This is a genomic window from Dolomitihabitans soli (assembly GCF_022213955.1).
Classification (GTDB): domain Bacteria; phylum Actinomycetota; class Actinomycetes; order Streptosporangiales; family Streptosporangiaceae; genus Streptosporangium_A; species Streptosporangium_A soli.
Genome location: NZ_JAKNTW010000020.1, coordinates 1 through 24076, shown reverse-complemented (window position 1 = coordinate 24076; position 24076 = coordinate 1). Strand labels below are relative to the sequence as shown.

Sequence of the window (24076 nt, the reverse complement as noted above, 5' to 3'; positions counted from 1 at the left end):
GCGGCCGGCACCGACAATCTCCGGGAACCCTGCCGAGCCGTGCCGCACCTTTCCCCCGTGGTGCGGTCCGGAAGCGGCGGACGCCTTTCAAATGTTCAGAACATTCGCATGGTAAGAGGATCTGAATGAGTTGAACGCATGCCCGGTGTCGAGCAGTCTCCGCCTATTACGTAAGTTCTCCGATGCGCGGGGGCTGGTCGCGATTTACATTCCGGGCACCCGAGCTGAGGTGGTGCCCGTGCGCACGATGATCGCGATGCTCGTCGCCGTGTCCTTGACGGCGACCCCCGTGGCGGCGCGGGCCGCCGTCGTGAAGCCCCCACCGCAGATCTCGCAGGTGGTCTACCAACGTGCCGCCTTCGCGGCGGGATCGGCGGAGGGAACGGCCGCCGGAGCCACCCTGTCCTTCGCCGCCCCCGCGGGCACCGTCGAATACACCGACGCGCTCGGCACCGGCACCTGGGAGTACGCCCGCTGGACCGGCAAGGTCGAGGCGGTCGGCTTCGACGCCACCGAACTCGTCGCCTCCTGGACCGCCGACACGCCGCCGGGCACCTGGGTCCAGGTAGAGCTGCGCGGCACGAGCCCCACCACCAAGTGGTACGTCCTGGGCCGCTGGGCGTACGGCGACGCGGACATCCGCCGCACGTCGGTGGGCGGTCAGGGCGACGCCGACGGGAACGTGTCGGTGGACACCTTCGTCGCGGCCGCCGGCCGGCCGGTCGGCTCCTACCAGCTCCGCGCGACCCTCTACCGCAGGGCCGGCGCGACCGGGGGACCCGTCCTGCGCACCCTCGGGGCGATGGCCTCGGCCGTACCCGAGCGCAAGACCGTCCCGGTCAGCCCCGGCGGCGGGGCGTGGGGCACCGAGCTGGCCGTTCCGCGCCTCTCCCAGAACGTGCACGAGGGGCACTACCCGGAGTGGGACGGCGGCGGCGAGGCGTGGTGCAGCCCCACCTCCACCAGCATGGTCATGGGATTCTGGAACGCGCTCCCCAGTGCCCAGGACACCGCCTGGGTCGATCCGGCGGACCCCGACCCCGAGGTCGACCACGCGGCGAGGCACACCTACGACTACGCCTACGAGGGCGCCGGCAACTGGCCGTTCAACACCGCCTACGCGGGCCGTCACGGCCTCGACGGGTTCGTCACCCGACTGCGCACCCTCACCGAGCTGGAACGGCTCATCAAGGCGGGGATACCGGTGATCACCTCGCAGTCGTTCAAGGCGAGCGAGCTGCCGGGCGCCGGATACGGCACCAACGGCCACCTCATGGTGATCATCGGATTCACCCCGGCCGGAGACGTGATCGCCAATGACCCCGCGTCTCCGGACAACGGCGCGGTCCGCCACGTCTATCCGCGGGCGAACTTCGAGAACGTCTGGCTGCGCAGCTCCAGCAGCGGCGGCATCGCCTACGTGATCAGGCCGCCCGGCCACCCGCTCCCGCCCACCACCCCGGGGCTGCCCGCCAACTGGTGACCGCACCTGTCGCCCGGCCCGCCAGATTGTCCGCGGCCGTCGCGGGCCCAGCCCTCGGCTGTGCTTGGATCGGTGCCGCGGGTCGGGGGCCGGGCCGCCCCTACGACGAGTAGCGTCGTTGCTTGACCGCGGCGGCGAGGGCCGCCGCCCTGGCCGCCTCAGCGGGCGTGAACGGCAGGGCCGGGCGCTTGATCAGCAGCGCGCGTTCCGGATGGACGGACACCACCAGCGTGGTGGAGTGGTCACCGGTGTCGTGGACGGTGGCGCCGGGATGACGCCACTGGACCTCGGTCGCGCGCAGCAACTCCGACATCGCCTCAGGCAGCCGATCGGGATCGAGGCCGACCCGGTGGGCCAGGTCGAGAGCCTGGACGCCGGGGTCGATCAGGTCCTTGACGTACGCGCGTACGACCACGACGTCGAGCCCGCCCGCCCTGCCGACGAGCTTCCGCAGGTCCTGCCCGGTCAGCTCGGCCGGCGACTCGACGATGAACTCGTCGAGGGCGTCGCACCCGGGCGGGGATATCGCGCTGCCGCCCGTGGCGGCGATGTGCAGGGCGAGGACGTTGCAGCGATGGTGGGCGAAGGCGCCGGCGAGGGCGGCCAGGCGGCCCGGCCTGTCGACCACCCGTGTGCGGATCCGCCACAGGGTCATCGGCCGGTCCTCCACCAGGGCGACGGTCTCCGGAAGACGGCCCGTCCTGCGCCGGGAGTGGAGCCGTTTGTGGATGAAGGCGCCGGTGACGAGTGCCACACCGAGGGCGATCAGCAGAAAGGGGCCGGGGTCGGTGTGTCCGAGCAGAGTGGCGAGAAGATGGGCGAGCCCCACCGCGGTGAACAGCGCCGCCAGTTCCGCGGCCTCTCGTCTCCACGTCGAAGGAGCCTGCCCGGACGTGTGCGCCGAACCTTCGTCATGTGTGTCGCTCATGCGCCCATGATGACCATCCGTTGTTTCGCGGCCACGCAGTGTGTGATTGCGGCCGCATTAAACCGTCCGCACGGCCCAGCTGGTGCGATTGCGTATCTCATGACGCGCCCTCACCAGTGGCGAAACCGTGTCGGCGGCTTTACCGACCCGGGGCAAGCCAAGATCCACGGTGGTCACGTGGGAGCGTGCCGCCGGCAGTGACGTGCGGGTGGAGATGCCGGTTGTGCTGTTCGTTGCCGAGGGCCCGGACTCATCGGCGCAGGGCGGTCTCCCGCTCCATGCGCGACAGCTTCTCGGGATTGCGTACGGCGTAGAGCCCGGTGATGAGGCCGTCGTCGACGCGCACCGCCACGACGGTGTCGAGCTCGCCGTCGAGCCGGAGGATCAGCGCCGGGTAGCCGTTGACCTGCACCGGCTGCAGCGACGCCGCGGCGGCGATCCTGCCCAGCACGTGGGCCACACTGCCGGCCCCCACGACGGGCACCAGCGCGGCCCGCACGACTCCGCCACCGTCACTCAGGAGGACGACATCCGGCGCGAGGATGTCGAGCAGGCGTTGTAGATCGCCCGTCTCGACCGCCCGCTGGAACGCCTTGAGCGCGTCTCGGGTCTCGGCCGGGGAGACGACCTCGCGTGGCCGGCGCGCGGCGACGTGCGCCCGCGCCCGGTGCGCGATCTGGCGGACCGCGGCCGGGCTCTTGTCGACGGCTTCCGCGATCTCGTCGTAGGCCAGATCGAACACCTCGCGCAGCACGAACACCGCCCGCTCGGTCGGCCCGAGCGTCTCCAGCACCAACAGCATCGCCATCGAGACGCTGTCGGCCAACTCGACGTCCTCGGCCACGTCCCGCGTGGTCAGCAGCGGCTCGGGCAACCAGGGGCCGACGTAGGACTCCTTGCGGCGGCCGAGCGTACGCAGCCGGATCAGCGCCTGCCGGGTGGCGACCCGGACCAGGTAGGCACGCTGATCCCGCACCGTGTCGAGGTCGACGCCCACCCATCGCAGCCAGGTCTCCTGAAGGACGTCCTCCGCGTCGGCGGCCGAGCCGAGCATCTCGTAGGCGACCGTGAACAGCAGGTTGCGGTGGGCGACGAACGCCTCGGTGGCGGAGTCCACACGGTCGTCCCCGCTCATGCCCCGCCGCGATCTTCGGGTGCGGTCTGCGACGTGCCGGCCATGGGTGGCTCCTCTTCACTCTCGATTGTCACCCACCAGACACCGGGGCCCGCCGTTTTGTGACACCGAGACGGTAGCCGATCCTTGTTGTCCGCTGCCAACTACATGACGCCGAGGCGGCGTCGTGAGCAGCGGTGGACCAGTGTGGCGCACGTCACGTAACCGCGCTGTCACAAGGATCGGGTCGCCGGCATCTCCTGTTCGTTCAGTGCGGCAGCACGCAGCGACCCGAGTGAGGACGTAGTCATGGAACCCCGTTTCAACATGGTCGGCAATGAGATCGGCGCCAAGTTCTTCAAGCGGTTCGGCAACGCCAGCCTGGTGATCGTCCAGTCGACGCTGCCGAGGGCTACCCAGGAACTGGTGCAGCTGCGCGTCAGCCAGATCAACGGCTGCGGTTTCTGCGTCGACGTCCATTCCAAGGATGCCGCGGCCGCCGGCGAAACCGCGGTCCGGCTCCACCTGGTCGCCGCCTGGCGCGAGTCCACCGTGTTCACCGAGGCCGAACGGGCCGCGCTGGCGCTCGCCGAGGAGGGCACCCGGATCGCCGACGCCCACCACGGCGTGTCCGACGAGACCTGGGCCCAGGTGCGCAAGCACTACGACGACGACCAGGTCGCCGCGCTGGTCTCCCTGGTCGCCCAGATCAACGCGGCCAACCGGCTCGGTGTGATCTTGCGCAACCAGGGGGGCTCCTACCAGCCCGGCATGTTCAGCTGATCGGCAGCTGAATCCCGGCCCGGCCCCGATCATTCGATCTGGGCCGGGCCACGCATGTCCGGGCGTAAGAGAAGTCCCCGATGAGCCCGCCGCTCCCGACTATCTGGCGAGCAATCGCTTGTCCGGGCTATGGGTCTCCGTACCCAGCCATTCGCTCAGACGGCGGGGCCGGTGAGGGTCACGTCTCCGTGGCGTCCTCGGAGCACGGCGGTCAGGCCCGCGCGGGGCCCCACCGCAACGTCGAGGTCCACGCCGAGCGCGGCCAGGTCACCGCGTACGGAACCGGGGTCGGGGTGGGCGGCGCTCAGCGACACCAGCTCCGCCTGTGGCAGTCCCGAGTCCGCCGGGTGTCGCGTCGCGCCCCAGTCGATCAGGAACGGCACCAGGCCGCCGTCACGGCCGCCGGGCCGGGCGAAGGTCAGCCGCCAGCTCAGCAGGACCCCCTCGGGCGTGCGCCGGGACATGGCCTGCGGGTCGCCGGGGTCGTATCCCCGCGCCCGCGCCGCGGCCGTCGCCGCGTCGATGTCCGGGCAGGCGACGGCCCAGGTCACCAGCCCGGCGCCGGTCAGGGAGTCGATCCCGAACGGCCGGGGAGACTCGGGCGCCTCCTGCTCCGGATCGGGTCCGATGATCTCCAGGTAGCCCTGCCCGCCCAGCCCGAGGAGATGGTTGCGGGTCCCGAGCCCGACGTGCCGGCCACCGACCGCCGTGCGCACCCCGAGCCGCCCCTCCAGGTCTGCCACGGTGCCACCGAGATCCGGCGTCGCGTACACGAGATGATCGAGTGTCATTCGCGGATGTCTATCACACGGGCTCAGCCGGGCGTACTCCAGTCACCTCGATGCCGGACGAGCTCTTCACCTGAAGGCTCTCGCCGCGTGCATGGCGTTCGTCGACGCCTGGCCGCCGCTTCGAAGGGGCCGGGGCCTGGGCGGACAACGCACTCGGGTCGTCGTCCACCAGCCCCAGGATGCGTACCGTCGATCGCCGACCCGGTCTCTCAGGGCGCCGGGGTGCTCGACGCCCGGCACCGGCCTCGAACAGACGGGTGCGCTCAGCGGCATACCTTCGCGTACGGCACGCGGGTCACGTGCCGGCTCCATTCAACCTCGCTGAGCGAGTCTCCGATGATCGAGCAGAGCGGATCGAACGACTTGGCCGGCGGGACCGACTCCCACCAGCGCAGGCTGGAGCTCTGGTCCGTCGCCGCCTGATCTCCCGCGGTATCGCCCATGGTCAGCAGGCCCGTACCCGCCGGGGAGAAGGCGAGGGCGGTGACCTTCTCCGTGTGGCCGGTGAGCGGAGGGCCGATCGCCCTGCCGGTGGCGGTGTCCCACAGCCGGACGGTCTGGTCCACGCCGCCCGTGGCGACCGTCTCGCCGTCGGCGCTGAACGCGACGGCCGTCAGGCCGTTCGTGTGGCCCGTCAGCGGCCCCCTCATGGGGGCCTGGGTGGCGACATCCCACAGCCTGAGCGTCTGGTCGGCGCCGACGGTTGCCAAGGTCTTCCCGTCGGGGTGGAACGCCATGGCCCTGATGGGCGCGTCGTGGCCGGTCAACGGTCTGCCCACGGTTCGCCCGCCGGCGGCGTCCAGCAGGCGGACGACGCCGTCCGGGCCGCCGACCGCGACGGTCCTCGCGTCGGGGCTGAGTGCCACCGCCATCGTGCCGCCCGCGAGTTCGGTCCGCCAGGCCTGCCGTACGCCGCCGGTGATCCGCCACAAGGCCGTCGCGGAGGAACCCTTGTCGCCGACCACCAGCGTGCGCCCGTCGGAGCTGAACACGGCCTTCGGAGTGTCGAACCCTGAGGGCGCGAGCTCCTCCGTGATCGGCGCGCCCGCCCTGTCCCAGCGCCGTAGCCGCATGTCTCCCAGCAGCATGACGGGCCCCGTACCCCCGTGCCCGAAGGAGAACGCCTCGTAGCCCACGGAGTCCTCCGACGTGTAGCCGGTCGGCTGCAGCGACGGCATCCGCCACAGCTGGAAACGCGCGCTGCTGTCGCTGGGGTACGTCGCGAGCGTGGCGCCGTCAGCACGGTGAGCCCCGCGATCGCCGCGGTACCGGGATCCGCCAGCGCGATCGGGGTGAGCGCCGCCGCGGAGAGCGTGGCCAGGAGCCCGACCGGCGTGAGCTTCGCAGCGCCCCTGCCCACCTGCCGTGCCATGGCCGCGGCCAGCCCGGCCTTGGAGGTGTCGAGCCGGTCGTCGTGAGCGTCGGACACCGGCGAGGTCACCCGCATTCGGACGAGGGTCGGCACCAGTGATCCTTTACTACCGCATGCGAGCCGTACACCGCAATGGCCTCGCGCGCCCGGCGGCCACGGACCGGCGGGCTTCGTGGCCGCGGCACGGTGCGGCTGAGCTGGGCGTACGCCAAGGAGATCGGATCGTGATTCGGCGCGGCCTTGACCGGCGTCCATGGGAGCGTTGACACTCACTCCCAAGAACGTCAGCTTGTGATCGCTAACACCAGCAGTGCGTCGACTCGGAGGTCGCGTCGGACCGGCCGGACCGGGCGGCGGATCGCTGGTTCGCCTCGCCATAGGTCCATCCGGCTCGCGCCGTCGGGGGAACTGCGAGCCCCATCGCCTCCGGAGACAATCGTGGACGCCATTCCTCCGTCCCCGCCCCGGATCACTCACGGGAAGGCTCCACCCTGCGCGCGGAGTCGAGGAACCCGCGCGACCCACACCCGGTGCATTAGCGGCCGAAATATGTAGTTCCCGGTAGCCCGTAATGAAAATAGTGCTTGACGATACCGGTTGTTAGCGCTCACAGTCGTGTCCAAGCCGCTACCCCGCCGGAATCGACGACAAGAACATCGGTGCGTCCCCGAAAGGACAATCGCATGCGAAAGAGGATCTCGACGCTGCTGCTGGCCGGCGCCACGGCGATCGCGCTGGCGGGCTGCGGCAGCGGCGGCGGCAGTGACACGGCCGGCGTCGCCGGTGTCGCCGAAGACGGCAAGATCACGATGGGCTTCTCCCAGGTAGGCGCGGAGAGCGGCTGGCGCACCGCCAACACCAAGTCGGTCCAGGGGGCCGCGAAGGACGCCGGGATCGAGCTGAAGTTCTCCGACGCCCAGCAGAAGCAGGAGAACCAGATCAAGGCGATCCGCTCCTACATCCAGCAGAAGGTCGACGTCATCGCCTTCTCGCCGGTCGTCGAATCCGGCTGGGACACGGTGCTGAAGGAGGCCAAGAACGCGAAGATCCCCGTGGTCCTCACCGACCGTGCGGTGGACTCCGCGGACACCACCCTCTACAAGACCTTCCTCGGCTCGGACTTCGTCGAGGAGGGCCGCAAGGCCGGCAAGTGGCTGGTCGAGCAGCGTAAGGACGACGCGGGCCCGGTGAACATCGTCGAACTCCAGGGGACCACCGGTTCGGCGCCCGCCAACGACCGCAAGGCCGGCTTCGCCGAGGTCATCGCCGCCGACCCGAAGTTCAAGATCATCGCATCGCAGACCGGGGACTTCACCCGGGCCAAGGGCAAAGAGGTCATGGAGGCCTTCCTCAAGTCCAATCCGGACATCGACCTGCTGTTCGCGCACAACGACGACATGGGACTCGGCGCCATCGAGGCGATCGAGGGCGCGGGCAAGACGCCGGGCAAGGACATCGAGATCATCACGGTCGACGCCGTCAAGGACGGCATGCAGGCACTGGCCGACGGCAAGATCAACTACATCGTGGAGTGCAGCCCGCTGCTCGGCCCCCAGCTGATGGACCTGGCCAAGAAGGTCGTCAAGGGCGAGCAGGTGCCGGCCCGCGTGGTGACCGAGGAGACCACCTTCACCCCGGAGCAGGCCAAGGAAGTCCTGTCCACCCGTCAGTACTGAGCTCAGCCGCACCGGCCCGCCGGCGACCCCGGGGGCCGGTGCCCGAGAGTCAAGAGGAGAGGGGCGCCGCGTGTCCGCACCCGCGCCGATCCTGCGGATGAGCGGGATCGGCAAACAGTTTCCCGGCGTGCAGGCGCTGGACGGCGTCGACTTCCGGTTGCTGCCCGGCGAGATCCACGCGCTGATCGGAGAGAACGGCGCCGGCAAGTCGACCCTGATCAAGGTGCTGACCGGTGTCCACGACATCGACGCCGGTGAGATCGAGCTGGCGGGCCGTAAGGTCGTCTTCGCCAGCCCGCTGGCCGCCCAGCAGGCCGGGATCAGCACGGTCTACCAGGAGATCAACCTCTGCGCCAATCTGCCGGTGGCGGAGAACATCTTCATCGGCCGCGAGCCGCGCCGCCTGGGCCGCATCCACTGGAAGGAGATGCGGCGCAGGGCCGCCGAGCTGCTGACCCGCCTGGAGATCGACATCGACGTGTCGGCGCCCCTGTCGTCGTACTCCCTGGCGGTCCAGCAGATGGTCGCCATCGCCAGGGCGGTGGACATCGACGCCAGGGTGCTGATCCTGGACGAGCCCACCTCCAGCCTCGACGCAGGCGAGGTCGCCCAGCTCTTCCGGGTGATGCGCCGGCTGCGGGACGAGGGCATCGCGATCCTCTTCGTCTCGCACTTCCTCGACCAGCTGTACGAGATCTCCGACCGCATGACGATCCTGCGCAACGGCAGGCTCGTCGGCGAGTACCTCACCGCCGAGCTGCCCCAGGTCGAACTGGTGGCCAAGATGATCGGCCGCGAGCTGGCCGACCTGGAGCGGCTGGAGGGCAGGCCGTACGCGGGAGAGGGGAAGTCGGCGCCGTTGCTGGAGGCCAGGGGGCTGGGCCGGGCGGGGATGATCGAGCCGTTCACGCTCGGCATCGGGGAGGGCGAGGTGGTCGGCCTGGCCGGGCTGCTCGGCTCGGGCCGTACCGAGATCGCCAGGCTGCTCTTCGGCGCCGACCACGCCGGCCAGGGATCGGTGTGGATCGACGGCGAGCAGGTGGGCCTGCGCTCCCCGCGGGCGGCCGTGCGGCACCGGATCGCGTTCTGCCCGGAGAACCGGCGGGCCGAGGGTCTCATCCCCGGGCTCACCGTACGGGAGAACCTGATCCTCGCGCTGCAGGCGGCGCGCGGCTGGACCCGGCCCATCCCGCGGTCAAAGCAGGAGGAACTCGTCGAGAAGTACATCACGGCGTTGAACATCCGCCCGGCCGACCCCGATCAGGTGATCAAGAACCTCAGCGGCGGCAACCAGCAGAAGGTGATGCTGGCCCGCTGGCTGATCCTGCAGCCGCGGCTGCTCATCCTCGACGAGCCCACCAGGGGCATCGACGTGGGCGCCAAGGCCGAGATCCAGCGCCTGGTCACCGAGTTGTCGGACGGCGGCATGGCGGTGCTGTTCATCTCCGCCGAGCTGGAGGAGGTCCTGCGGCTCAGCCACCGGGTGGGCGTGTTGCGCGACCGCAGGCTCATCGCCGAGTTGGACAACGACGACGATCTGACGACCGGCGACCTGATGGAGACGATCGCGAGCGGTGCCGCCTCATGAGCGCGCTGCTGCGACACCGCCTGTTCTGGCCCGGCGTCGTACTGGCCGGGCTGCTGCTGCTCAACGTGCTGATGACCCGCAACTTCCTGGCCATCGAGATCAAGGACGGCCACCTGTACGGCAGCCTGGTCGACATCGCCCGGTTCGGTGCGCCGTTGATCCTGGTCGCGCTCGGCATGACGCTGGTCATCGCCACCGGCGGCATCGACCTGTCGGTCGGCTCGGTCGTGGCCATCGCCGGCGCGCTGGCCTGCCTGCGGATCGGCGACCTGAACGACCAGAACTCGGTCGGCGGGGTGTTGGCCGCCGTCGGGATCTCGTTGGGGCTCGCCGTCCTCCTCGGCGGCTGGAACGGGTTCCTCGTCGCCGGCGCGGGCATCCAGCCGATCATCGCGACGCTGATCCTGATGGTCGCCGGGCGCGGGCTGGCCCAGCTCATCAGCGACGGGCAGATCATCACGATCAACAGCGGGCCGTACAAGCTCATCGGCGGCGGCTACTGGCTCACGCTGCCGTTCGGCATCATCGTGGTGCTGGTGGTGCTGGCGCTGACCGCGTTCCTCACCCGGCGTCTGGCTCTGGGCCTGCTCATCGAGGCGGTGGGCGGGAACGCCGAGGCCAGCCGCCTGTCGGGGATCCGGGCCCGCGGCCTGCTGGTGACGGTCTACGCGTTCTGCGGGCTGTGCGCGGGCATCGCCGGGCTGATGATCAGCTCCAACGTGTCCAGCGCGGACGGCAACAACGCGGGTCTGTGGATCGAGCTGGACGCCATCCTCGCCGTCGTCATCGGCGGCACCTCGCTGGCCGGCGGCCGGTTCTCGCTCGGCGGCACGGTGCTGGGCGCGCTCATCATCCAGACGCTGACCACCACGATCTACTCCATCGGGGTGCCGCCGGAGACGACGCTGCTGTTCAAGGCGCTCGTGGTGACCGTCGTCTGCCTGCTGCAGTCGCCGGCCTTCCGGGCGAAGGTGTTCCACCGCCGCAGACGGCCGTCCGCGTCGTCCACGGCGTCCGAAGGGAAGGTGAAGGTGCCGGCATGACCACGCCTGTCGGAGCCGCGTCGCTCACCCGGCGTCTCCCGGTGCCGCGGAAGTACATCCCGGTCCTGGTGACCGCGTGCCTGTTCGCCGCGATGTTCGTCGCGGGCGGGATCCGCTACGAGGGTTTCGCCACCGGGCAGATCATCCTCAACGTCTTCATCGACAACGCCTTCCTGCTCGTCGTCGCGGTCGGGATGACCTTCGTCATCCTCACCGGCGGCATCGACCTGTCGGTCGGCTCGGTGGTCGCGCTCTCCACCATGATCTCCGCGAGCCTGCTCCCGGCCTGGCCGGCGCCCGCCGTCATGGTGCTGGTGCCGGCGATCGGAGCCCTGCTGGGGCTCGCGATGGGGGCGATCATCCATTACTTCGAGATCCAGCCGTTCATCGTGACGCTCGCCGGGATGTTCCTGGCGCGCGGTCTCTGCTACACGATCGGCACCGACTCCGTCTCCATCACCGACCCGGCCTTCACCGCGTTCGCGCAGACGAGGGTCGACCTGGTGGCGGACATGTGGGTGTCGCCCAGCGTGCTCATCGCGGTCCTCGTCGTGCTGGTCGCGGCCTACGTGCTGCACTACACCCCATTCGGCAGGAGGGTGTACGCGGTGGGCGGCAGCGAGCAGTCCGCGCTCCTCATGGGCCTGCCCGTGGCCAGGACGAAGATCGCGGTCTACACGATCAGCGGTTTCTGCTCGGCGCTCGGCGGCCTGCTGCTCTCCTTCTACATGCTCTCCGGGTACGGCCTGCACGCCGTCGGCATGGAACTGGACGCGATCGCGGCCGTCGTCATCGGCGGGACGCTGCTGACCGGCGGGTCCGGCTACCTGTTCGGCACCGTGCTCGGCGTCCTGGTGCTCGGCCTGATCCAGACGGTGATCAGCTTCGAGGGCACGCTCAGCTCGTGGTGGACCAAGATCTTCATCGGACTGCTCCTCTTCACCTTCATCGTGCTGCAGCGCCTCATCGCGGGGCGCGGGAAACAGTGACCCCTCATCTCGATTTCGGAGTGACCTGTGAGCGTTAACAGCGAGCTGTACGTCGTCGGGATCGACTTCGGCACCCTGTCGGGCCGGGCGGTGGTGGTGCGCGTCAGCGACGGCGCGGAGGTGGGCGCGGCCGTGCACGAGTACGCCCACCGGGTGATCGAGGACAGGTTGCCCGGCTCCGGTCCCCGGCTCGGGCCGGACTGGGCGTTGCAGTCGCCGCAGGACTGGCGCGAGGTCCTGCGCATCGCGGTGCCGAAGGCGCTGGCCGTCGCGGGTGTGCCGGCGGCGCAGGTGATCGGCCTGGGCACCGACTTCACCGCCTGCACCGTGTTGCCGGCCACCGCCGACGGCACCCCGCTGTGTGAGCTCTTTCCCGAGCGCCCGCACGCCTGGCCGAAACTGTGGAAGCACCACGCCGCCCAGCCGCAGGCCGACCGGATCAACGACCTGGCGGCCCGGCGCGGCGAGCGCTGGCTGCCGCGCTACGGCGGCAAGATCTCCGCCGAATGGCAGTTCGCCAAGGGACTCCAGGTGCTGGAGGAGGACCCCGAGGTCTACGCCTGGGCCGACCGGTGGATCGAGGCCGCCGACTGGATCATCTGGCAGCTCACCGGCGTCGAGACCCGCAACGTCTGTACCGCCGGTTACAAAGGCATATTTCAGGACAACGAGTACCCGTCCGAGCAGTTCCTGGCCGCGCTGAACCCCGCCTTCGCCCGTTTCGCCGGCAAACTCGGCCGTGAACACGCCCCGCTCGGCGGGCTGGCCGGCCGGCTGACCGCGCGGGCCGCCGAGTGGACGAGACTGCCCGAGGGTCTCGCCGTGGCCGTCGGCAACGTGGACGCGCACGTCACCGCCGCCGCCGCCGACGCCGTACGGCCAGGCCAGATGGTCGCCATCATGGGCACCTCCACCTGTCACGTGATGCCGTCCGACCGGCGCGCCGAGGTGCCGGGCATGTGCGGAGTGGTCCGCGACGGGATCGTGCCGGGCCTGTGGGGCTATGAGGCGGGCCAGTCAGGCGTCGGCGACATCTTCGCCTGGTTCCTGGACACCTCCGTGCCCGCCTCCTACCTGCGGCGGGCGGCCGAGCTGGGGCTGACCGTGCACGAGCACCTGACCGCGCTGGCGGAGAAGCAGCCGGTCGGCGGGCACGGACTGGTCGCGCTCGACTGGCACAACGGCAACCGCTCGGTGCTCGTCGACCACGACCTGTCCGCCGTGATCGCCGGTCAGACGCTCGCCACCAAGCCGGAGGACGTCTACCGGGCGCTGATCGAGGCCACCGCGTTCGGCGCCCGGCTCATCGTGGAGACGTTCGAGAACGCCGGCGTGCCGGTGGAGGAGTTCGTCGTCGCGGGCGGCCTGCTCAAGAACGCCTTCCTCATGCAGGTCTACGCCGACGTGCTACGCCGTCCGCTCTCGGTGATCGGCTCGGACCAGGGCCCCGCCCTGGGATCGGCGATCCACGCGGCCGTCGCCGCGGGCGCCTACCCCGACATCACGCGCGCCGCCGCCGCGATGGGCAAGCGAACCCGGGCCGCCTACGTGCCCGACTCCGGCCGGGCCGACTCCTACGACCGGCTGTACGCGGAGTACCGGCGGTTGCACGACCACTTCGCGGACGGTGACCTGCTGCACCGGCTTCGCGCGATCAGAAACGAGGCCACCGCATGATCGAGAAAATCCGGGACACGGTCTGCCATCTGCACGCCGAGCTGGTGCGGTACGGCCTGGTCGCCTGGACGGCCGGGAACGTCTCCGGACGCGTTCCCGGCGAGGACCTGTTCGTCATCAAGCCGAGCGGCGTCTCCTACGACGAACTCCGCCCCGAGTCGATGGTCGTGTGCGACCTCGACGGCGAACTCGTCGAGGGGGCGTTCGCACCGTCCAGCGACACGGCGGCGCACGCCTACGTCTACCGGCACATGCCGGAGGTGGACGGCGTGGTGCACACCCACTCCACCTACGCCTCGGCCTGGGCCGCGCGCGGCGAGCCGATCCCCTGCGTGCTGACCGCGATGGCCGACGAGTTCGGCGGCGACATCCCGGTGGGGCCGTTCGCGCTGATCGGAGGGGACGACATCGGCAGGGGAGTGGTCGAGACGTTGTCGGGCCACCGCTCGCGCGCCGTACTGATGCAGAACCACGGGGTGTTCGCCATCGGCGACTCACCCAAGGCGGCCGTCAAGGCGGCCGTCATGTGCGAGGACGTCGCCCGCACGGTGCACGTGGCGCGGCAGCTCGGCCGGCCCCTGCCGATCGAGCCGGCGCACATCGACAGCCTGTACGACCGCTACCAGAACGTCTACGGCCAGAGGAGTCATCTGTGAAGCTTTGGTTTCTCACCGGCAGCCAGGGCCTGTACGGCGAGGACACCCTGCGACAGGTGGCCGAGCAGTCCGGCCGGATCGCCGCCGCCCTCACCGAGGCGCTGCCCTTCGAGATCGTGTGGCAGCCCGTGCTCACCGACGCCACGGCCATCCGCAGAATGTGCCTGGACGCGAACTCCGACGACGCGTGCATCGGCCTGATCGCCTGGATGCACACCTTCTCGCCGGCCAAGATGTGGATCGCCGGGCTCGACACGCTCCGCAAGCCCCTGCTGCACCTGCACACCCAGGCCAACGTGGAGCTGCCGTGGAGCTCCATCGACATGGACTTCATGAACCTGAACCAGGCGGCGCACGGCGACCGGGAGTTCGGCCACATCCAGTCGCGGCTCGGCGTGCCGCGCAAGACCGTGGCCGGGCACGTGAGCGACCCGGCGGTGACGGCGCGGATCGGCGCCTGGGCGCGGGCCGCCGCCGGGCGGGCCGAGGTGGACTCGCTGACCCTGGCCAGGTTCGGCGACAACATGCGCGACGTGGCGGTCACCGAGGGGGACAAGGTCGAGGCCCAGTTCCGGTTCGGCGTCTCGGTGAACACCTACGGCGTCAACGACCTGGTGGAGGTGGTCGACGCGGTCGCCGACGCCGACGTGACGGAGCTGGTGAAGGAGTACGAGGAGTGCTACCTGGTGGCGCCGGAACTGCGGGCCGGCGGTGAGCGGCACGAGTCGCTGAAGTACGCGGGGCGGATCGAGCTGGGCATGCGGCAGTTCCTGGAGGCCGGCGGCTTCCGGGCGTTCACCACCAACTTCGAGGACCTCGGCGGGCTGCGGCAGCTTCCCGGCCTGGCCGTACAGCGGCTGATGGCGGACGGCTACGGGTTCGGCGGCGAGGGCGACTGGAAGACCTCGGTGCTGCTCCGCACCCTCAAGGTGATGTCGGCCGGACTGCCCGGCGGCACGTCGTTCATGGAGGACTACACCTACCACCTCACCCCCGGGGAGGAGGTCATCCTGGGCGCGCACATGCTGGAGGTCTGCCCGTCCGTCGCCGCCGGCATCCCTTCCTGTGAGATCCACCCGCTGAGCATCGGCGGCCGGGAGGACCCGGTGCGGCTGGTGTTCGACGCCGAACCCGGGCCGGCGATCGTGGTGGGGCTGGCCGACATGGGCGACCGGTTCCGGCTGGTGGCCAACGAGATCGACGTGGTCCCGCCGCTCGCGCCGCTGCCGAGTCTGCCGGTGGCCCGCGCGGTCTGGCGGCCCAGGCCCGATCTCCGCACCTCGGCCGAGTCGTGGCTGACGGCCGGCGCGCCGCACCACACCGTGCTGTCGGCGGCGGTCGGCCGCGAGGAGCTGACCGACTTCGCCGACATGCTCGGCGTCGAGTTGCTCGTCATCGACGCCGACACCACCACCCGCCAGTTCACCAGGGAACTGCGCTGGAACCAGGCCTACCATCGCCTCGCCCGGGGTCTGTAATGCCCGGATGCCATGCTGGGCGCTCCCTTGTTATCGCTAACCTTGGAGAGGGCGGGTAAAGACGGCCTGGGCGCCATCCCGATGACCGTCATCGCGTGCAAAGGGCCGAGTAGACCTCGCCGGGTTCGATTCGTTGTGAACGGGGTTCGCGTAGTGGAGAACAAGAGTGTGCGCGGGCCGGCGATGACGGATGTGGCGCGGTTGGCGGGCGTGTCCCACCAGACGGTGTCGCGGGTCCTGAATGATCATCCCAACGTGCGCGAGCAGACGCGGATCCGGGTGCGCGCGGCGATCGCGGAGCTGGGCTATCGGCCGAACCAGGCGGCACGCGCGCTGGCCACCGGGCGGTCGCGGGTGCTGGGCGTGGTGACGCAGAACTCCACGTTGTTCGGTCCGGCTTCGCTGCTCTCCGCGTTCGGCCAGGCGGCGGCCGAGGCGGGGTTCGGGGTGAGCGTCGGCAGCGTGCGGAGGTTGGACCGGCGGTCGATCTCGGAGGCGGTCGAGCGGTTCCTGGACCAGCGGGTGGCCGGAATCGTGGTGATCGCACCGGTGGTGTCGGCCGGAGAGGCGCTGGAGCATCTGCGGGTCGACGTCCCGCTCGTCGCGGTCGACGGGGATCCGTCGCGGTCGGGGGCGCTGGTGACGGTCGACCAGCAGGCGGGCGCCGCCATGGCGACCCGGTTCCTGCTGGACGCGGGGCATGAGACGGTGTGGCACGTGTCGGGGCCGGCCGAGTGGTTCGACAGCGCGGGCCGGATCGAGGGATGGGAGCGGGCGCTGGCGGCGGCGGGAGCCGAGGTCCCGCCGGTCGTGCCCGCCGACTGGACGGCGGCCTCGGGGGCGCGTGCGGGGCAGATGCTGGCCCGGATGCCGGAGGTGACCGCGATCTTCGCCGCCAACGACCACCTGGCGCTGGGCATCCTCTACGCGATGAACGAGCGGGGCAGGCGGGTGCCGCAGGAGGTGAGCGTCGTCGGGTTCGACGATGTGCCCGAGTCGATGTTCTTCACCCCGCCGTTGACGACGGTCCGGCCGGATTTCGGCGCGGTGGCGAAGTCGTGCCTGCACATGCTGCTGGACCAGATCGAATCCGGCCTGCCGAGCACCCGCCGGCACACCATCGCGCCCACGCTCGTAGTCCGCGAGAGCGTCGCCCCGCCGCCCGGCTGATCCCGGCGAACCGGGCCGGGCGCGGGTGGTCAGCCCGCCGCGATGGTGATCTCGTACGCCTCGAAGCCGGCCAGCGCCAGCAGCGCGATCACCACCACGGCGATGAGCACCATCCGGCTCAGCACATGGCCGCCGCCGGTCTCCTTCGGGCCCTCGGCGAGGGTCTCCGGGGTGGCGGCCACGAGGTCCGCCTCGGCGGCGGGGACCTCGGGCGCGTATAACTCCGGATGGTGCGAGAGTTGACGCGCTCTTCGGCATGAATGCCGAAGACTCAGCCTGTACCGCACATGCGGCACTTCTGCGGCTTCCTGCTTCACCGACCTGAGCCACCGAGATGGTCTTACCGGGTCTCCACAGGCTTTCGAGCCTTTCCGGCCCCGTTCCCGCCCGTCCGGCGGTACCTGACGCGATGAACGTACCAGGCGCCGTTTCGCCTTGGCGGCGAAACGGCTGTTCCTACCCCGCTACGCGAGAGAGTCCGCGTCACCCCCGGCGTGAACGCCGGAGCGCTGCGGACGAGTCAGGTAGCCGATCGGGAAGACCGCGATGCTGAAGGCGTCGCAGTCGGGGCAGTGCGACTCGGCCCACGGCGGCTGGACGGGCACCCCGTTCCGCAGCCACAGGTCCGTCTCGTTGCCGTGTCCGTCACCGCGATGACGGACCACGTACTCCGCCTCCCAGATGTGCCGGCAACTCAGGCACTGAAAGGGCCAGATCTCACGCGCATCGAACCCGTCCTGCACAGCGACCATCTCCGTACGCTGCGATGCGATGTCAATACCAGTTTGCGCGGGCCTGAGCGGATCCGCAAGGCCGATGAATGGCACTCAATGTGATGGCATCATCACCATATGGCGTGATGGCCGCCGTTGACGTCCGATCGTCGCCAGCGATGGCGTACGGCAAAGGCCAAAGTGGTCCACATGCTCGATGACGTGTACGCGGTGCTGGAGACGAGGGACGCCCGGTTCGACGGCTGGGTCTACGTCGGCGTCGTCACGACCGGCGTCTACTGCCGGCCGAGTTGTCCGGCGGTGATGCCGAAGCGGGAGAACATGTGCTTCCATCCCTCCTCGGCGGCGGCCCAGGAGGCGGGCTATCGCGCGTGCAAGCGGTGCCGGCCGGACGCGAGTCCCGGCTCGCCGGAGTGGAACGTGCGGGCGGATGTGGTGGGCAGGGCGATGCGGCTGATCGCCGACGGGCTGGTCGACAGGGAGGGCGTCACGGGCCTGGCCGCCCGGCTCGGCTACAGCGAGCGGCAGTTGCACCGCCAGCTCGTCGCAGGCGCCGGCGCCGGCGCGCAGGCTCTCGCCCGCGCCCAGCGGGCCAAGAACGCCAGGACCCTGCTGGAGACGACGGATCTGCCGGCCGGCGAGGTCGCCTTCGCCGCCGGGTTCGCGAGCATCCGCCAGTTCAACGACACCCTTCGGCGGGTCTACGCGATGACGCCGACCGGACTGCGCGCGGCCCGCCCCGCCCGCGGTGACGCCATCGTGCCCGGTCTGGTCAGTGTCAGGCTCGCCTACCGGGCGCCGCTGGACGCGGCGGGGCTGTTCCGTTTCCTCGCCCGGCGGGCCGTACCGGGGATCGAGGAGGGCGGCGACCATTTCTACCGCAGGTCGCTGAACCTTCCGCACGGCCGCGGTGTCGTCACGCTCCGGCACGGCCCCACGATGGCGTTCGTCGGCTGCGAACTGCACCTGGAGGACCTCAAGGACGTGCCCGCGGCCGTCCAGCGTTGCCGGCGTCTCCTCGACCTGGACGCCGACCCTCATGAGATCGCCGACCACCTGGGCCGCGATCCGTTGCTCACGCCGCTGGTCGCGGCGGGCCCGGGACGCCGCCTGCCCGGTCATGTGGACGCCGCCGAACACGCCGTCCTCGCCGTGCTCGGCCAGCGGACCGGCCTCGGCGTGGCACGAACCCTCGCCACACGCCTGGTCGAGCGGTACGGCGAGCCGCTGAGCGCGCCCGTCGGCGCCGTCACCCACGCCTTTCCCCGGATGGACACGCTGGCGGAGGCGACCCCGGAGGACCCGGTCGTTGTGCCCGCCGCCCGGCTTCGTGCGGTCCTGGGGCTGGCGCGCGCGCTCGCGGCCGACGAGATCCGCCTCGGCCCTGAGACCGACCGTGACGACGCGGAGCGGCGCCTTCTCGCCATGCCGGGGATCACCCCCGAGACCGTCGCGGGCATCCGGATGCGGGCTCTGGGAGACCCCGACGTCTTCCTGCCCGCCGATGCCGGGGTGAGGCGGGCCATGCGCCTCCTCGGCGAGGCGGAGGAGCAGGTCGTGGCGCCGGATCTGGTCCGCCGATGGCGGCCTTGGCGGTCCTACGTGGTCCAGCACCTGTGGGCGGTTCGGGCCGAGGCGCCGACCCGGCCGTCGGCTCCCGCAGCGCTCTGACCGGGCTTTCCGGCTCAGCAGTGCGCTGACCCGGGCTTTCTGGCTCCGCAGTGCTTTGACCCGGTCCTCGGGCTCTGGAGCACACCGAGCGGGCCACCTCGGATCCGCGCCCGTCTGGCCTGCCCGTCTGGCCTGCCCGTCTGGATCCGGTCCGTCGAGGGGTGCTGCGCCGCTGACGCACCACGGCCCTGGCTCGCCGGCCGGGTTCACCCTCGGCTTCCACCCACCCACCCGCCCTGGCTCGCCGGCCGGGTGCGGTGTCGACCCCTGCTTGCACCTCACCCTCCTCGAAGAGAGCCACGTGTCGAACTATCTGACCCTTCTGGCGGAGAAGCGCGACTTTCGCCGTCTATGGCTGGGCGCTTCGGTGTCCCTGATCGGCGACGGCATGACCTTCGTCGCCTTGTCCTGGTTGGTGCTCGCCCGGCCTGGCGGAACCGTGCAACTCGGACTGCTCGCCGCCTGTTTCACCGCCCCGGTACTGATCGGCGGCCTGGCCGTGGGCCCGCTGCTGGATCGTTTCGACAAACGGGCCGTGCTGGCCGCCGACAGCGTCCTACGCGGTGTCACCGTCGGATCGATTCCGTTGGTCATGCTGGTGGGGGATCCGCCGGAGTGGCTGCCGTTCGTGGTGGCGGTCGTTTACGGCCTGCTCAAGATGGTGCCCCTGGCCGGGGTTCCCGCAGCCATCCCCGATCTCGTCGAACCGCGCCGGCTCGACGCGGCCAACGCGCTGGAGTCCGTGAGCTACTCCCTGTCCGGGATCATCGGCTACCTCCTCGCCGGCCCGCTGATCGCGACGATGGGACCCGCCAACGTGCTGGCCCTCGACGCCGCCTCCTACCTGTGCTTCGCCGTACTCGTCCGCGGGATCCGGCACCCGTTGCGCCCACACGGCGGGACACCGCAGGCCGGCGAGGCGCCGCGCGGGGTCGTGTCCAGGGCTCCCCGCGTCAGCGCGCTGCTTCGCGACCGTGTGCTGCTCGGCACCACGCTGGCCTTCATGGCGTTCAACATCGCCGAAGGCGCCATGGTCCTCGTCGTCGGGCCGTGGCTCGCCAAGGACCAGTTGCCCGGTGGCGTCACCACCCTGTCACTGCTTCTCGTTGCCCTGTCGGCGGGGGAACTGCTCGGCGGGGCCCTGGCCGGGATCTGGCAGCCCAGGTTCGACCGGGTCACGGCGATCGCCCTGATGGAACTCGCCGCCGCGATCGGCTTCCTCGCCGTTCTGGCCGTCCCGCACGGCCTGCTGGTCGCCGCCGGGTTCCTGGTGATCGGTTTGTTCAGCGCGCCGATGACGATCTGGGCGCAGTCCCTGCGCATGGAGCGGATACCCGCGCCGCTGCGCGGGCGGGCCTTCGGTACCCTCCGCACCCTGATGCAGGCCACTCCGCCCGTCGGCGCAGCCGTGATCACACCCCTGCTCGCCGCCGGGAACCTCAGCGCCGCCGTCCTGCTGATGGCCGCCTTCGCCGGCCTGCCGGCTCTCGCTCTGCTGTCCCTGCGCTCCACCTGACGGTCCGGAAGCACACCGACGCCACCGACCGCCGGCTCGAAGGGCGGTCAGGCCGACAGATGATCACGGTGTCGGCCCTCGTCCTGGCCGAGGAGACGGGCAGCGGGCCGGATGACCCGCTGCCCGTCTCCGCCCGGATCGGATGGGCGCACGGACAGGTCGTCCGTGAGAGGCGGGCGTGGCTGGAGAAGGGGGCACGACGACATGGGCGAGGCCACGCTCGCCCTCATCGAGGAAATGCCCGGCGGACGTCTCCGGGCGGTTGCACCCCGAGTTTTCCGGCGAATGGGTAATCAGTGCCGGGTGTGGCGCATTTCGTTATTGGAAGGAGCAACCGGGATTGGCGGCGTCCTGGACCAGTGGGCTGTTCGGCGGATTCACGTAGAGCACTTCGAGCACCAGGGGTCCGCGGCCGAGATTGCGACCGAGGTGTACGTTGTCCGCCCCGCTCGCCTCGGCGAACATGTTGCCCGCCCGGTAGGTCTCGGTCGTGGTGCAGTCGGCGGCGGTGTGCGTGAGAGCGCCCCGCTTCACCCAGGTGTACAGCTTCCCGTCGTGATAGTGCCAGCCGGTGGTCCCGCCCGGCTCCACGGTTATCTCGCGCAGGATGTAGTCCTTCCCGCCCGAGGTGGTGTGAGAGAGGATCTTTCCGGTGAGGCCCGCCGCCCGGGTGGCGTCCGCGGTCTCCGGCATCAGGCCCAGGCCGACGACGGCGGCCGTGGCGAACATGATCCGTTGTGCACTGTGCATGGGTGATTATTCCTTTTGCGAGTGGAACGGGGGGATTCGCAAAATGCATGCATATAACCGGGGGAATTGCACTTATCCCGCAGCGATATGCGGTGGGATACTTGACGCACGGGGGCCATGCGCCGGTGATGGAGAATACTCTTCGGCGGCATGAAGAATGGCTTGTTCTCTCAATGACCGGTCGCCGTGGCTGTCGCGGCAGCCTCGACGCACGACAACGCCATCGGCAACACGCTGCTGGACCGGGTCGTCACCGCCATCTCGCCCGGCAGCAGATCCTCACTATCTTGGCGGACACCGGACAGCCCATGCGCGCTCGGGACCTCTGCATGGCCCTGGACCTGCCTCTCGTGCGAAAGAACGTCGAGGGACATCAACGCGCGAACCGCCCCTCTGAGGCGGTGCACTACTGACAAATTTCCCTGCACGAATGACAAAGTCCGAAGCCCACGATGACCCTAAGGTCCATGGGCGAGGCCAGAGAAAGAGGAGTCAGATGTTCCGCACTACCGGCGTGTTGGTCGCCGCGGCGCTTGGCGCGTCGATCGTCATCATCCCGTCGTCCGCGTCCGCAGCAAGCGATTGGAAGTGCTACGGCACCCAGGTCAAGCGCTGCGCCACCGTCTGGTGGGACCAGACCGCCGACACCTTCCGAGCGCGGGCGAAAATCACCGACGTCGCCGGTGGCGGCAGCTATCAGGTCAAGGTCACCAACGTGAAGCTTCTGCGCATCGACAAGAGTGACTATGTGACGGTGCGCTCCGCGAAGGACTACGACGGCTGGCATGACACCGAGGACTCGGCCGCCACCGTCACCGTCGACCCGTGCTCTCCAGAACAGAGTTACGCAGTGGTGGCGACCTTCAGTTGGAAGGGTGCGTCCTCCGGCGAGAAGACCTGGCGTCCCAACCACGCGTGGGGCCATCTCTGCGACTGACCCGCCGAACGTGTCCGTCCCACACTGACCGGTACGGGGCGGATGTGTTTCCCTCAAGAGTCTCCGCCGACGTAGGCGAGGGCGATCGGGCACAGCGCCCACAGCCCGATGATCGCGATCAGCACGTGCCGCTGCGGCAGGTCGCGCAACTGGTTGACGAAGAACACCACGACCAGCAGTCTTGCGGCGACCGGCTCGCCTGCGACAACGCCATCTCCACCGCAACCGCCTACCGCTATCTCCACGAAGGGCTCACCGTCTTGGCCGACCACGCGCCGGACCTGTCCACCGCACTGGAACGCGCGGTCGCCGCCGGATACACCCACCTCAACCTGGACGGCACGGTCATCCGCACCGACCGCGTCGCCACCCCTGGCCCCAACGGCGCGGACTTGTGGCAGTCCGGCAAACACAAGCACCACGGAGGAAACGTGCAGGTCATCGCCGCCCCGGACGGCTGGCCGCTGTGACGTCCGCGCCTGGAAGGAAACCCGTGCGTCTCGCTCGCCCTCTCGCCGCCACCATGCTCGTGGCTGCCGCCCTATCCGCCCCGCAGCCCGCGCAGGCGGCCGCGTTCAAGCATCCCGGCGTCCTGGTCAGCCGCGCTCAGCTTGACTTCGTCAAAGCAACCTGGACAAGGAGCCGTGGCGAGCCGCCTGGAGGAAACTGCAACGCCACTCCTACGCCTCGCTGTCCTACACGGCCAAGCCCCGCGCCGTCGTGGAGTGCGGCATGTATGGGAACCCCGACCACGGCTGCTCGGACGAGCGTGAGGACGCCAATGCGGCCTACACACACGCCCTGCAGTGGTACCTCACCAAGGACTCCCGCTACGCCAAGAAGGCGATCCAGATCATGGACGCCTGGTCGGCCGTGATCACCAAACACACCGGGAGCAACGCGCCGCTGCAGACCGGCTTTGCGGGCGCCAACTTCTCCCGCGCCGCCGAACTCATCAAGCACACCTACACCGGCTGGACCCGGGCCGGCCGGTTCGCCGGCAAGCTCCGCACCGTGTACCTCCCGACCGTGATCGCCGGAAAGCCCAACAACCAAGGCAACTGGGAACTGATCATGACCGATGCCGCCATCGGCATCGCCGTACACCTGGACGACCGCGCCTCCTTCAACCGGGCGGTCACGACCTGGCGCGGCAGGCTGCCCGCCTACATCTACCTCAAGACGGACGGCCCGCTGCCCAAAGCGCCACCGAACAGCAAGCACGACACCAAAGCCGAGCTCATCGACTACTGGCACGGGCAGACCAAGTTCGTGAACGGCCTGACCCAGGAAACCTGCCGTGACTTCGGGCACACCGGATGGGGGCTCGCGGCCATCTCCCACGTCGCGGAGACGGCCCGCCACCAAGGCGTGGACCTGTACGCCACGGCCAAGCACCGGCTGCGATTCGCGATGGACTTCCACGCTCGCCTGCAACTGGGCGCGACGGTGCCATCGTGGCTGTGCGGCGGAAAGGTCACCCCCGGCCTCGGGCCGAACCTCGAAGTCGGCTACAACGCGCTGCACCAGCGTCTCGGATACGACATTCCCTATGCCGAGACGTGGGTGAAGCAGAAGCGCCCGGTCGGTGTCTCGCGCTTCCTGGCCTGGGAGACCCTCACCCACGCGAAGAACCCGGGTTAAGCCGCGATGAGTGGATCGGCCACGCCGGACTTCAACTCCGACGGCGTGGCCGACATCTTCTCGGCCGCCACCGGAA

At 69.9% G+C, this 24076-nt stretch carries 23 protein-coding genes and 1 pseudogene; 16 read left to right on the top strand and 8 right to left on the bottom strand.

Translation table 11 applies throughout. The features are described from left to right. The first annotated feature begins 247 nt into the window (after positions 1 to 247). Positions 248 to 1483 carry a peptidase C39 family protein gene (locus tag MBA17_RS31800; protein ID WP_238500840.1) on the top strand — a complete coding sequence of 412 codons (1236 nt, stop codon included), beginning with the start codon at positions 248 to 250 and terminating at the stop codon, positions 1481 to 1483. Positions 1484 to 1583: 100 nt separating this feature from the next. Here MBA17_RS31800 and MBA17_RS31795 read toward each other — a convergent pair whose 3' ends face one another. Then, a complete protein-coding gene (locus tag MBA17_RS31795) occupies positions 1584 to 2411 on the bottom strand; it encodes an ACT domain-containing protein (RefSeq protein ID WP_238500438.1) in 828 nt (275 codons plus the stop codon). A 250-nt stretch (positions 2412 to 2661) separates the two neighbouring features. Further along, positions 2662 to 3546, bottom strand: a complete 885-nt coding sequence (locus tag MBA17_RS31790; protein ID WP_238500437.1) for an RNA polymerase sigma-70 factor — start codon at positions 3544 to 3546, stop codon at positions 2662 to 2664. A gap of 288 nt (positions 3547 to 3834) precedes the next feature. On the opposite strand from MBA17_RS31790, the gene MBA17_RS31785 reads away from it, so the two are divergent. After that, a complete protein-coding gene (locus tag MBA17_RS31785) occupies positions 3835 to 4308 on the top strand; it encodes a carboxymuconolactone decarboxylase family protein (protein ID WP_238500436.1) in 474 nt (157 codons plus the stop codon). Between the two features lie 155 nt (positions 4309 to 4463). On the opposite strand, the gene MBA17_RS31780 is transcribed toward MBA17_RS31785, so the two are convergent. Further along, entirely contained in the window at positions 4464 to 5099 is a 636-nt protein-coding gene (locus tag MBA17_RS31780; protein WP_238500435.1) for a VOC family protein, read from the bottom strand. 263 nt (positions 5100 to 5362) lie between these two features. Beyond that, positions 5363 to 6277: a WD40 repeat domain-containing protein gene (locus tag MBA17_RS31775; protein WP_238500434.1), complete on the bottom strand. Its 915-nt coding sequence runs from the start codon at positions 6275 to 6277 to the stop codon at positions 5363 to 5365. Between the two features lie 66 nt (positions 6278 to 6343). Between MBA17_RS31775 and MBA17_RS31770 the strand changes: the two genes are divergently transcribed. The 9 genes from MBA17_RS31770 to MBA17_RS31730 all read left to right on the top strand — a co-directional run bounded on the left by MBA17_RS31770 (position 6344) and on the right by MBA17_RS31730 (position 16748). After that, complete coding sequence (locus MBA17_RS31770) at positions 6344 to 6517, top strand: hypothetical protein (protein ID WP_238500433.1); 174 nt, start codon at positions 6344 to 6346, stop codon at positions 6515 to 6517. A 637-nt stretch (positions 6518 to 7154) separates the two neighbouring features. Continuing rightward, a complete protein-coding gene (locus tag MBA17_RS31765; RefSeq protein ID WP_238500432.1) occupies positions 7155 to 8147 on the top strand; it encodes an ABC transporter substrate-binding protein in 993 nt (330 codons plus the stop codon). Positions 8148 to 8217: 70 nt separating this feature from the next. Next, a complete protein-coding gene (locus MBA17_RS31760; protein WP_238500431.1) occupies positions 8218 to 9735 on the top strand; it encodes a sugar ABC transporter ATP-binding protein in 1518 nt (505 codons plus the stop codon). Then, positions 9732 to 10778 (top strand): ABC transporter permease, encoded by a 1047-nt coding sequence (locus MBA17_RS31755; protein WP_238500430.1) that lies wholly within the window; start codon positions 9732 to 9734, stop codon positions 10776 to 10778. The genes MBA17_RS31760 and MBA17_RS31755 overlap by 4 nt, the downstream gene beginning before the upstream one ends. After that, entirely contained in the window at positions 10775 to 11767 is a 993-nt protein-coding gene (gene yjfF / locus MBA17_RS31750) for a galactofuranose ABC transporter, permease protein YjfF (RefSeq protein ID WP_238500429.1), read from the top strand. The genes MBA17_RS31755 and yjfF overlap by 4 nt, the downstream gene beginning before the upstream one ends. Positions 11768 to 11794: 27 nt before the next feature. After that, the gene (gene araB, locus MBA17_RS31745) at positions 11795 to 13444 is read left to right on the top strand and encodes a ribulokinase (protein ID WP_238500428.1); all 1650 of its coding nucleotides are present in this window, start codon (positions 11795 to 11797) and stop codon (positions 13442 to 13444) included. After that, positions 13441 to 14100, top strand: a complete 660-nt coding sequence (locus tag MBA17_RS31740; RefSeq protein WP_238500427.1) for an L-ribulose-5-phosphate 4-epimerase — start codon at positions 13441 to 13443, stop codon at positions 14098 to 14100. Before araB ends, MBA17_RS31740 begins: the two co-directional genes overlap by 4 nt. Continuing rightward, complete coding sequence (gene araA, locus MBA17_RS31735) at positions 14097 to 15578, top strand: L-arabinose isomerase (protein ID WP_238500426.1); 1482 nt, start codon at positions 14097 to 14099, stop codon at positions 15576 to 15578. The genes MBA17_RS31740 and araA overlap by 4 nt, the downstream gene beginning before the upstream one ends. 183 nt (positions 15579 to 15761) lie before the next feature. Then, positions 15762 to 16748 carry a LacI family DNA-binding transcriptional regulator gene (locus MBA17_RS31730; RefSeq protein WP_238500837.1) on the top strand — a complete coding sequence of 329 codons (987 nt, stop codon included), beginning with the start codon at positions 15762 to 15764 and terminating at the stop codon, positions 16746 to 16748. A 29-nt stretch (positions 16749 to 16777) separates the two neighbouring features. On the opposite strand, the gene MBA17_RS31725 is transcribed toward MBA17_RS31730, so the two are convergent. Both MBA17_RS31725 and MBA17_RS31720 read right to left on the bottom strand, forming a co-directional pair. Further along, complete coding sequence (locus MBA17_RS31725) at positions 16778 to 16930, bottom strand: hypothetical protein (RefSeq protein ID WP_238500425.1); 153 nt, start codon at positions 16928 to 16930, stop codon at positions 16778 to 16780. A 282-nt stretch (positions 16931 to 17212) separates the two neighbouring features. Next, on the bottom strand, positions 17213 to 17500 hold the full coding sequence (locus MBA17_RS31720) for a hypothetical protein (protein WP_238500424.1): 288 nt from the start codon (positions 17498 to 17500) through the stop codon (positions 17213 to 17215). Between the two features lie 171 nt (positions 17501 to 17671). Here MBA17_RS31720 and MBA17_RS31715 point away from each other — a divergent pair, with 171 nt between their 5' ends. Both MBA17_RS31715 and MBA17_RS31710 read left to right on the top strand, forming a co-directional pair. Then, positions 17672 to 19153 carry a DNA-3-methyladenine glycosylase 2 gene (locus tag MBA17_RS31715; RefSeq protein WP_238500423.1) on the top strand — a complete coding sequence of 494 codons (1482 nt, stop codon included), beginning with the start codon at positions 17672 to 17674 and terminating at the stop codon, positions 19151 to 19153. A 301-nt stretch (positions 19154 to 19454) separates the two neighbouring features. Beyond that, positions 19455 to 20669: an MFS transporter gene (locus tag MBA17_RS31710; protein ID WP_238500422.1), complete on the top strand. Its 1215-nt coding sequence runs from the start codon at positions 19455 to 19457 to the stop codon at positions 20667 to 20669. A 318-nt stretch (positions 20670 to 20987) separates the two neighbouring features. Here MBA17_RS31710 and MBA17_RS31705 read toward each other — a convergent pair whose 3' ends face one another. Next, a complete protein-coding gene (locus MBA17_RS31705; protein ID WP_238500421.1) occupies positions 20988 to 21419 on the bottom strand; it encodes a cupin domain-containing protein in 432 nt (143 codons plus the stop codon). A gap of 496 nt (positions 21420 to 21915) precedes the next feature. On the opposite strand from MBA17_RS31705, the gene MBA17_RS31700 reads away from it, so the two are divergent. Beyond that, on the top strand, positions 21916 to 22356 hold the full coding sequence (locus tag MBA17_RS31700) for a hypothetical protein (RefSeq protein WP_238500420.1): 441 nt from the start codon (positions 21916 to 21918) through the stop codon (positions 22354 to 22356). A 53-nt stretch (positions 22357 to 22409) separates the two neighbouring features. Here the strand turns inward: MBA17_RS31700 and MBA17_RS31695 are convergent, their stop codons facing one another. After that, a complete protein-coding gene (locus MBA17_RS31695) occupies positions 22410 to 22601 on the bottom strand; it encodes a hypothetical protein (RefSeq protein ID WP_238500858.1) in 192 nt (63 codons plus the stop codon). On the opposite strand from MBA17_RS31695, the pseudogene MBA17_RS31690 reads away from it, so the two are divergent. Both MBA17_RS31690 and MBA17_RS31685 read left to right on the top strand, forming a co-directional pair. Beyond that, positions 22548 to 22823 (top strand): annotated as a pseudogene (locus MBA17_RS31690) (IS5/IS1182 family transposase); the annotation flags it as partial. The gene MBA17_RS31695 and the pseudogene MBA17_RS31690 sit on opposite strands and share 54 nt — an antisense overlap. A gap of 265 nt (positions 22824 to 23088) precedes the next feature. Beyond that, a complete protein-coding gene (locus MBA17_RS31685; protein ID WP_238500419.1) occupies positions 23089 to 24000 on the top strand; it encodes an alginate lyase family protein in 912 nt (303 codons plus the stop codon). The last annotated feature ends 76 nt before the right edge of the window (positions 24001 to 24076 follow it).

What these genes read in the sequence shown, in the direction of transcription:
- MBA17_RS31800 (WP_238500840.1), top strand. Translation starts at nt 248, where the DNA reads ATGATCGCGATGCTCGTCGCCGTGTCCTTGACGGCGACCCCCGTGGCG.
- MBA17_RS31795 (WP_238500438.1), bottom strand. Translation starts at nt 2,411, where the DNA reads ATGAGCGACACACATGACGAAGGTTCGGCGCACACGTCCGGGCAGGCT.
- MBA17_RS31790 (WP_238500437.1), bottom strand. Translation starts at nt 3,546, where the DNA reads ATGAGCGGGGACGACCGTGTGGACTCCGCCACCGAGGCGTTCGTCGCC.
- MBA17_RS31785 (WP_238500436.1), top strand. Translation starts at nt 3,835, where the DNA reads ATGGAACCCCGTTTCAACATGGTCGGCAATGAGATCGGCGCCAAGTTC.
- MBA17_RS31780 (WP_238500435.1), bottom strand. Translation starts at nt 5,099, where the DNA reads ATGACACTCGATCATCTCGTGTACGCGACGCCGGATCTCGGTGGCACC.
- MBA17_RS31775 (WP_238500434.1), bottom strand. Translation starts at nt 6,277, where the DNA reads ATGCCGTCGCTGCAGCCGACCGGCTACACGTCGGAGGACTCCGTGGGC.
- MBA17_RS31765 (WP_238500432.1), top strand. Translation starts at nt 7,155, where the DNA reads ATGCGAAAGAGGATCTCGACGCTGCTGCTGGCCGGCGCCACGGCGATC.
- MBA17_RS31755 (WP_238500430.1), top strand. Translation starts at nt 9,732, where the DNA reads ATGAGCGCGCTGCTGCGACACCGCCTGTTCTGGCCCGGCGTCGTACTG.
- yjfF (WP_238500429.1), top strand. Translation starts at nt 10,775, where the DNA reads ATGACCACGCCTGTCGGAGCCGCGTCGCTCACCCGGCGTCTCCCGGTG.
- MBA17_RS31740 (WP_238500427.1), top strand. Translation starts at nt 13,441, where the DNA reads ATGATCGAGAAAATCCGGGACACGGTCTGCCATCTGCACGCCGAGCTG.
- MBA17_RS31730 (WP_238500837.1), top strand. Translation starts at nt 15,762, where the DNA reads ATGACGGATGTGGCGCGGTTGGCGGGCGTGTCCCACCAGACGGTGTCG.
- MBA17_RS31720 (WP_238500424.1), bottom strand. Translation starts at nt 17,500, where the DNA reads ATGGTCGCTGTGCAGGACGGGTTCGATGCGCGTGAGATCTGGCCCTTT.
- MBA17_RS31715 (WP_238500423.1), top strand. Translation starts at nt 17,672, where the DNA reads ATGCTCGATGACGTGTACGCGGTGCTGGAGACGAGGGACGCCCGGTTC.
- MBA17_RS31705 (WP_238500421.1), bottom strand. Translation starts at nt 21,419, where the DNA reads ATGCACAGTGCACAACGGATCATGTTCGCCACGGCCGCCGTCGTCGGC.
- MBA17_RS31700 (WP_238500420.1), top strand. Translation starts at nt 21,916, where the DNA reads ATGTTCCGCACTACCGGCGTGTTGGTCGCCGCGGCGCTTGGCGCGTCG.
- MBA17_RS31685 (WP_238500419.1), top strand. Translation starts at nt 23,089, where the DNA reads ATGTATGGGAACCCCGACCACGGCTGCTCGGACGAGCGTGAGGACGCC.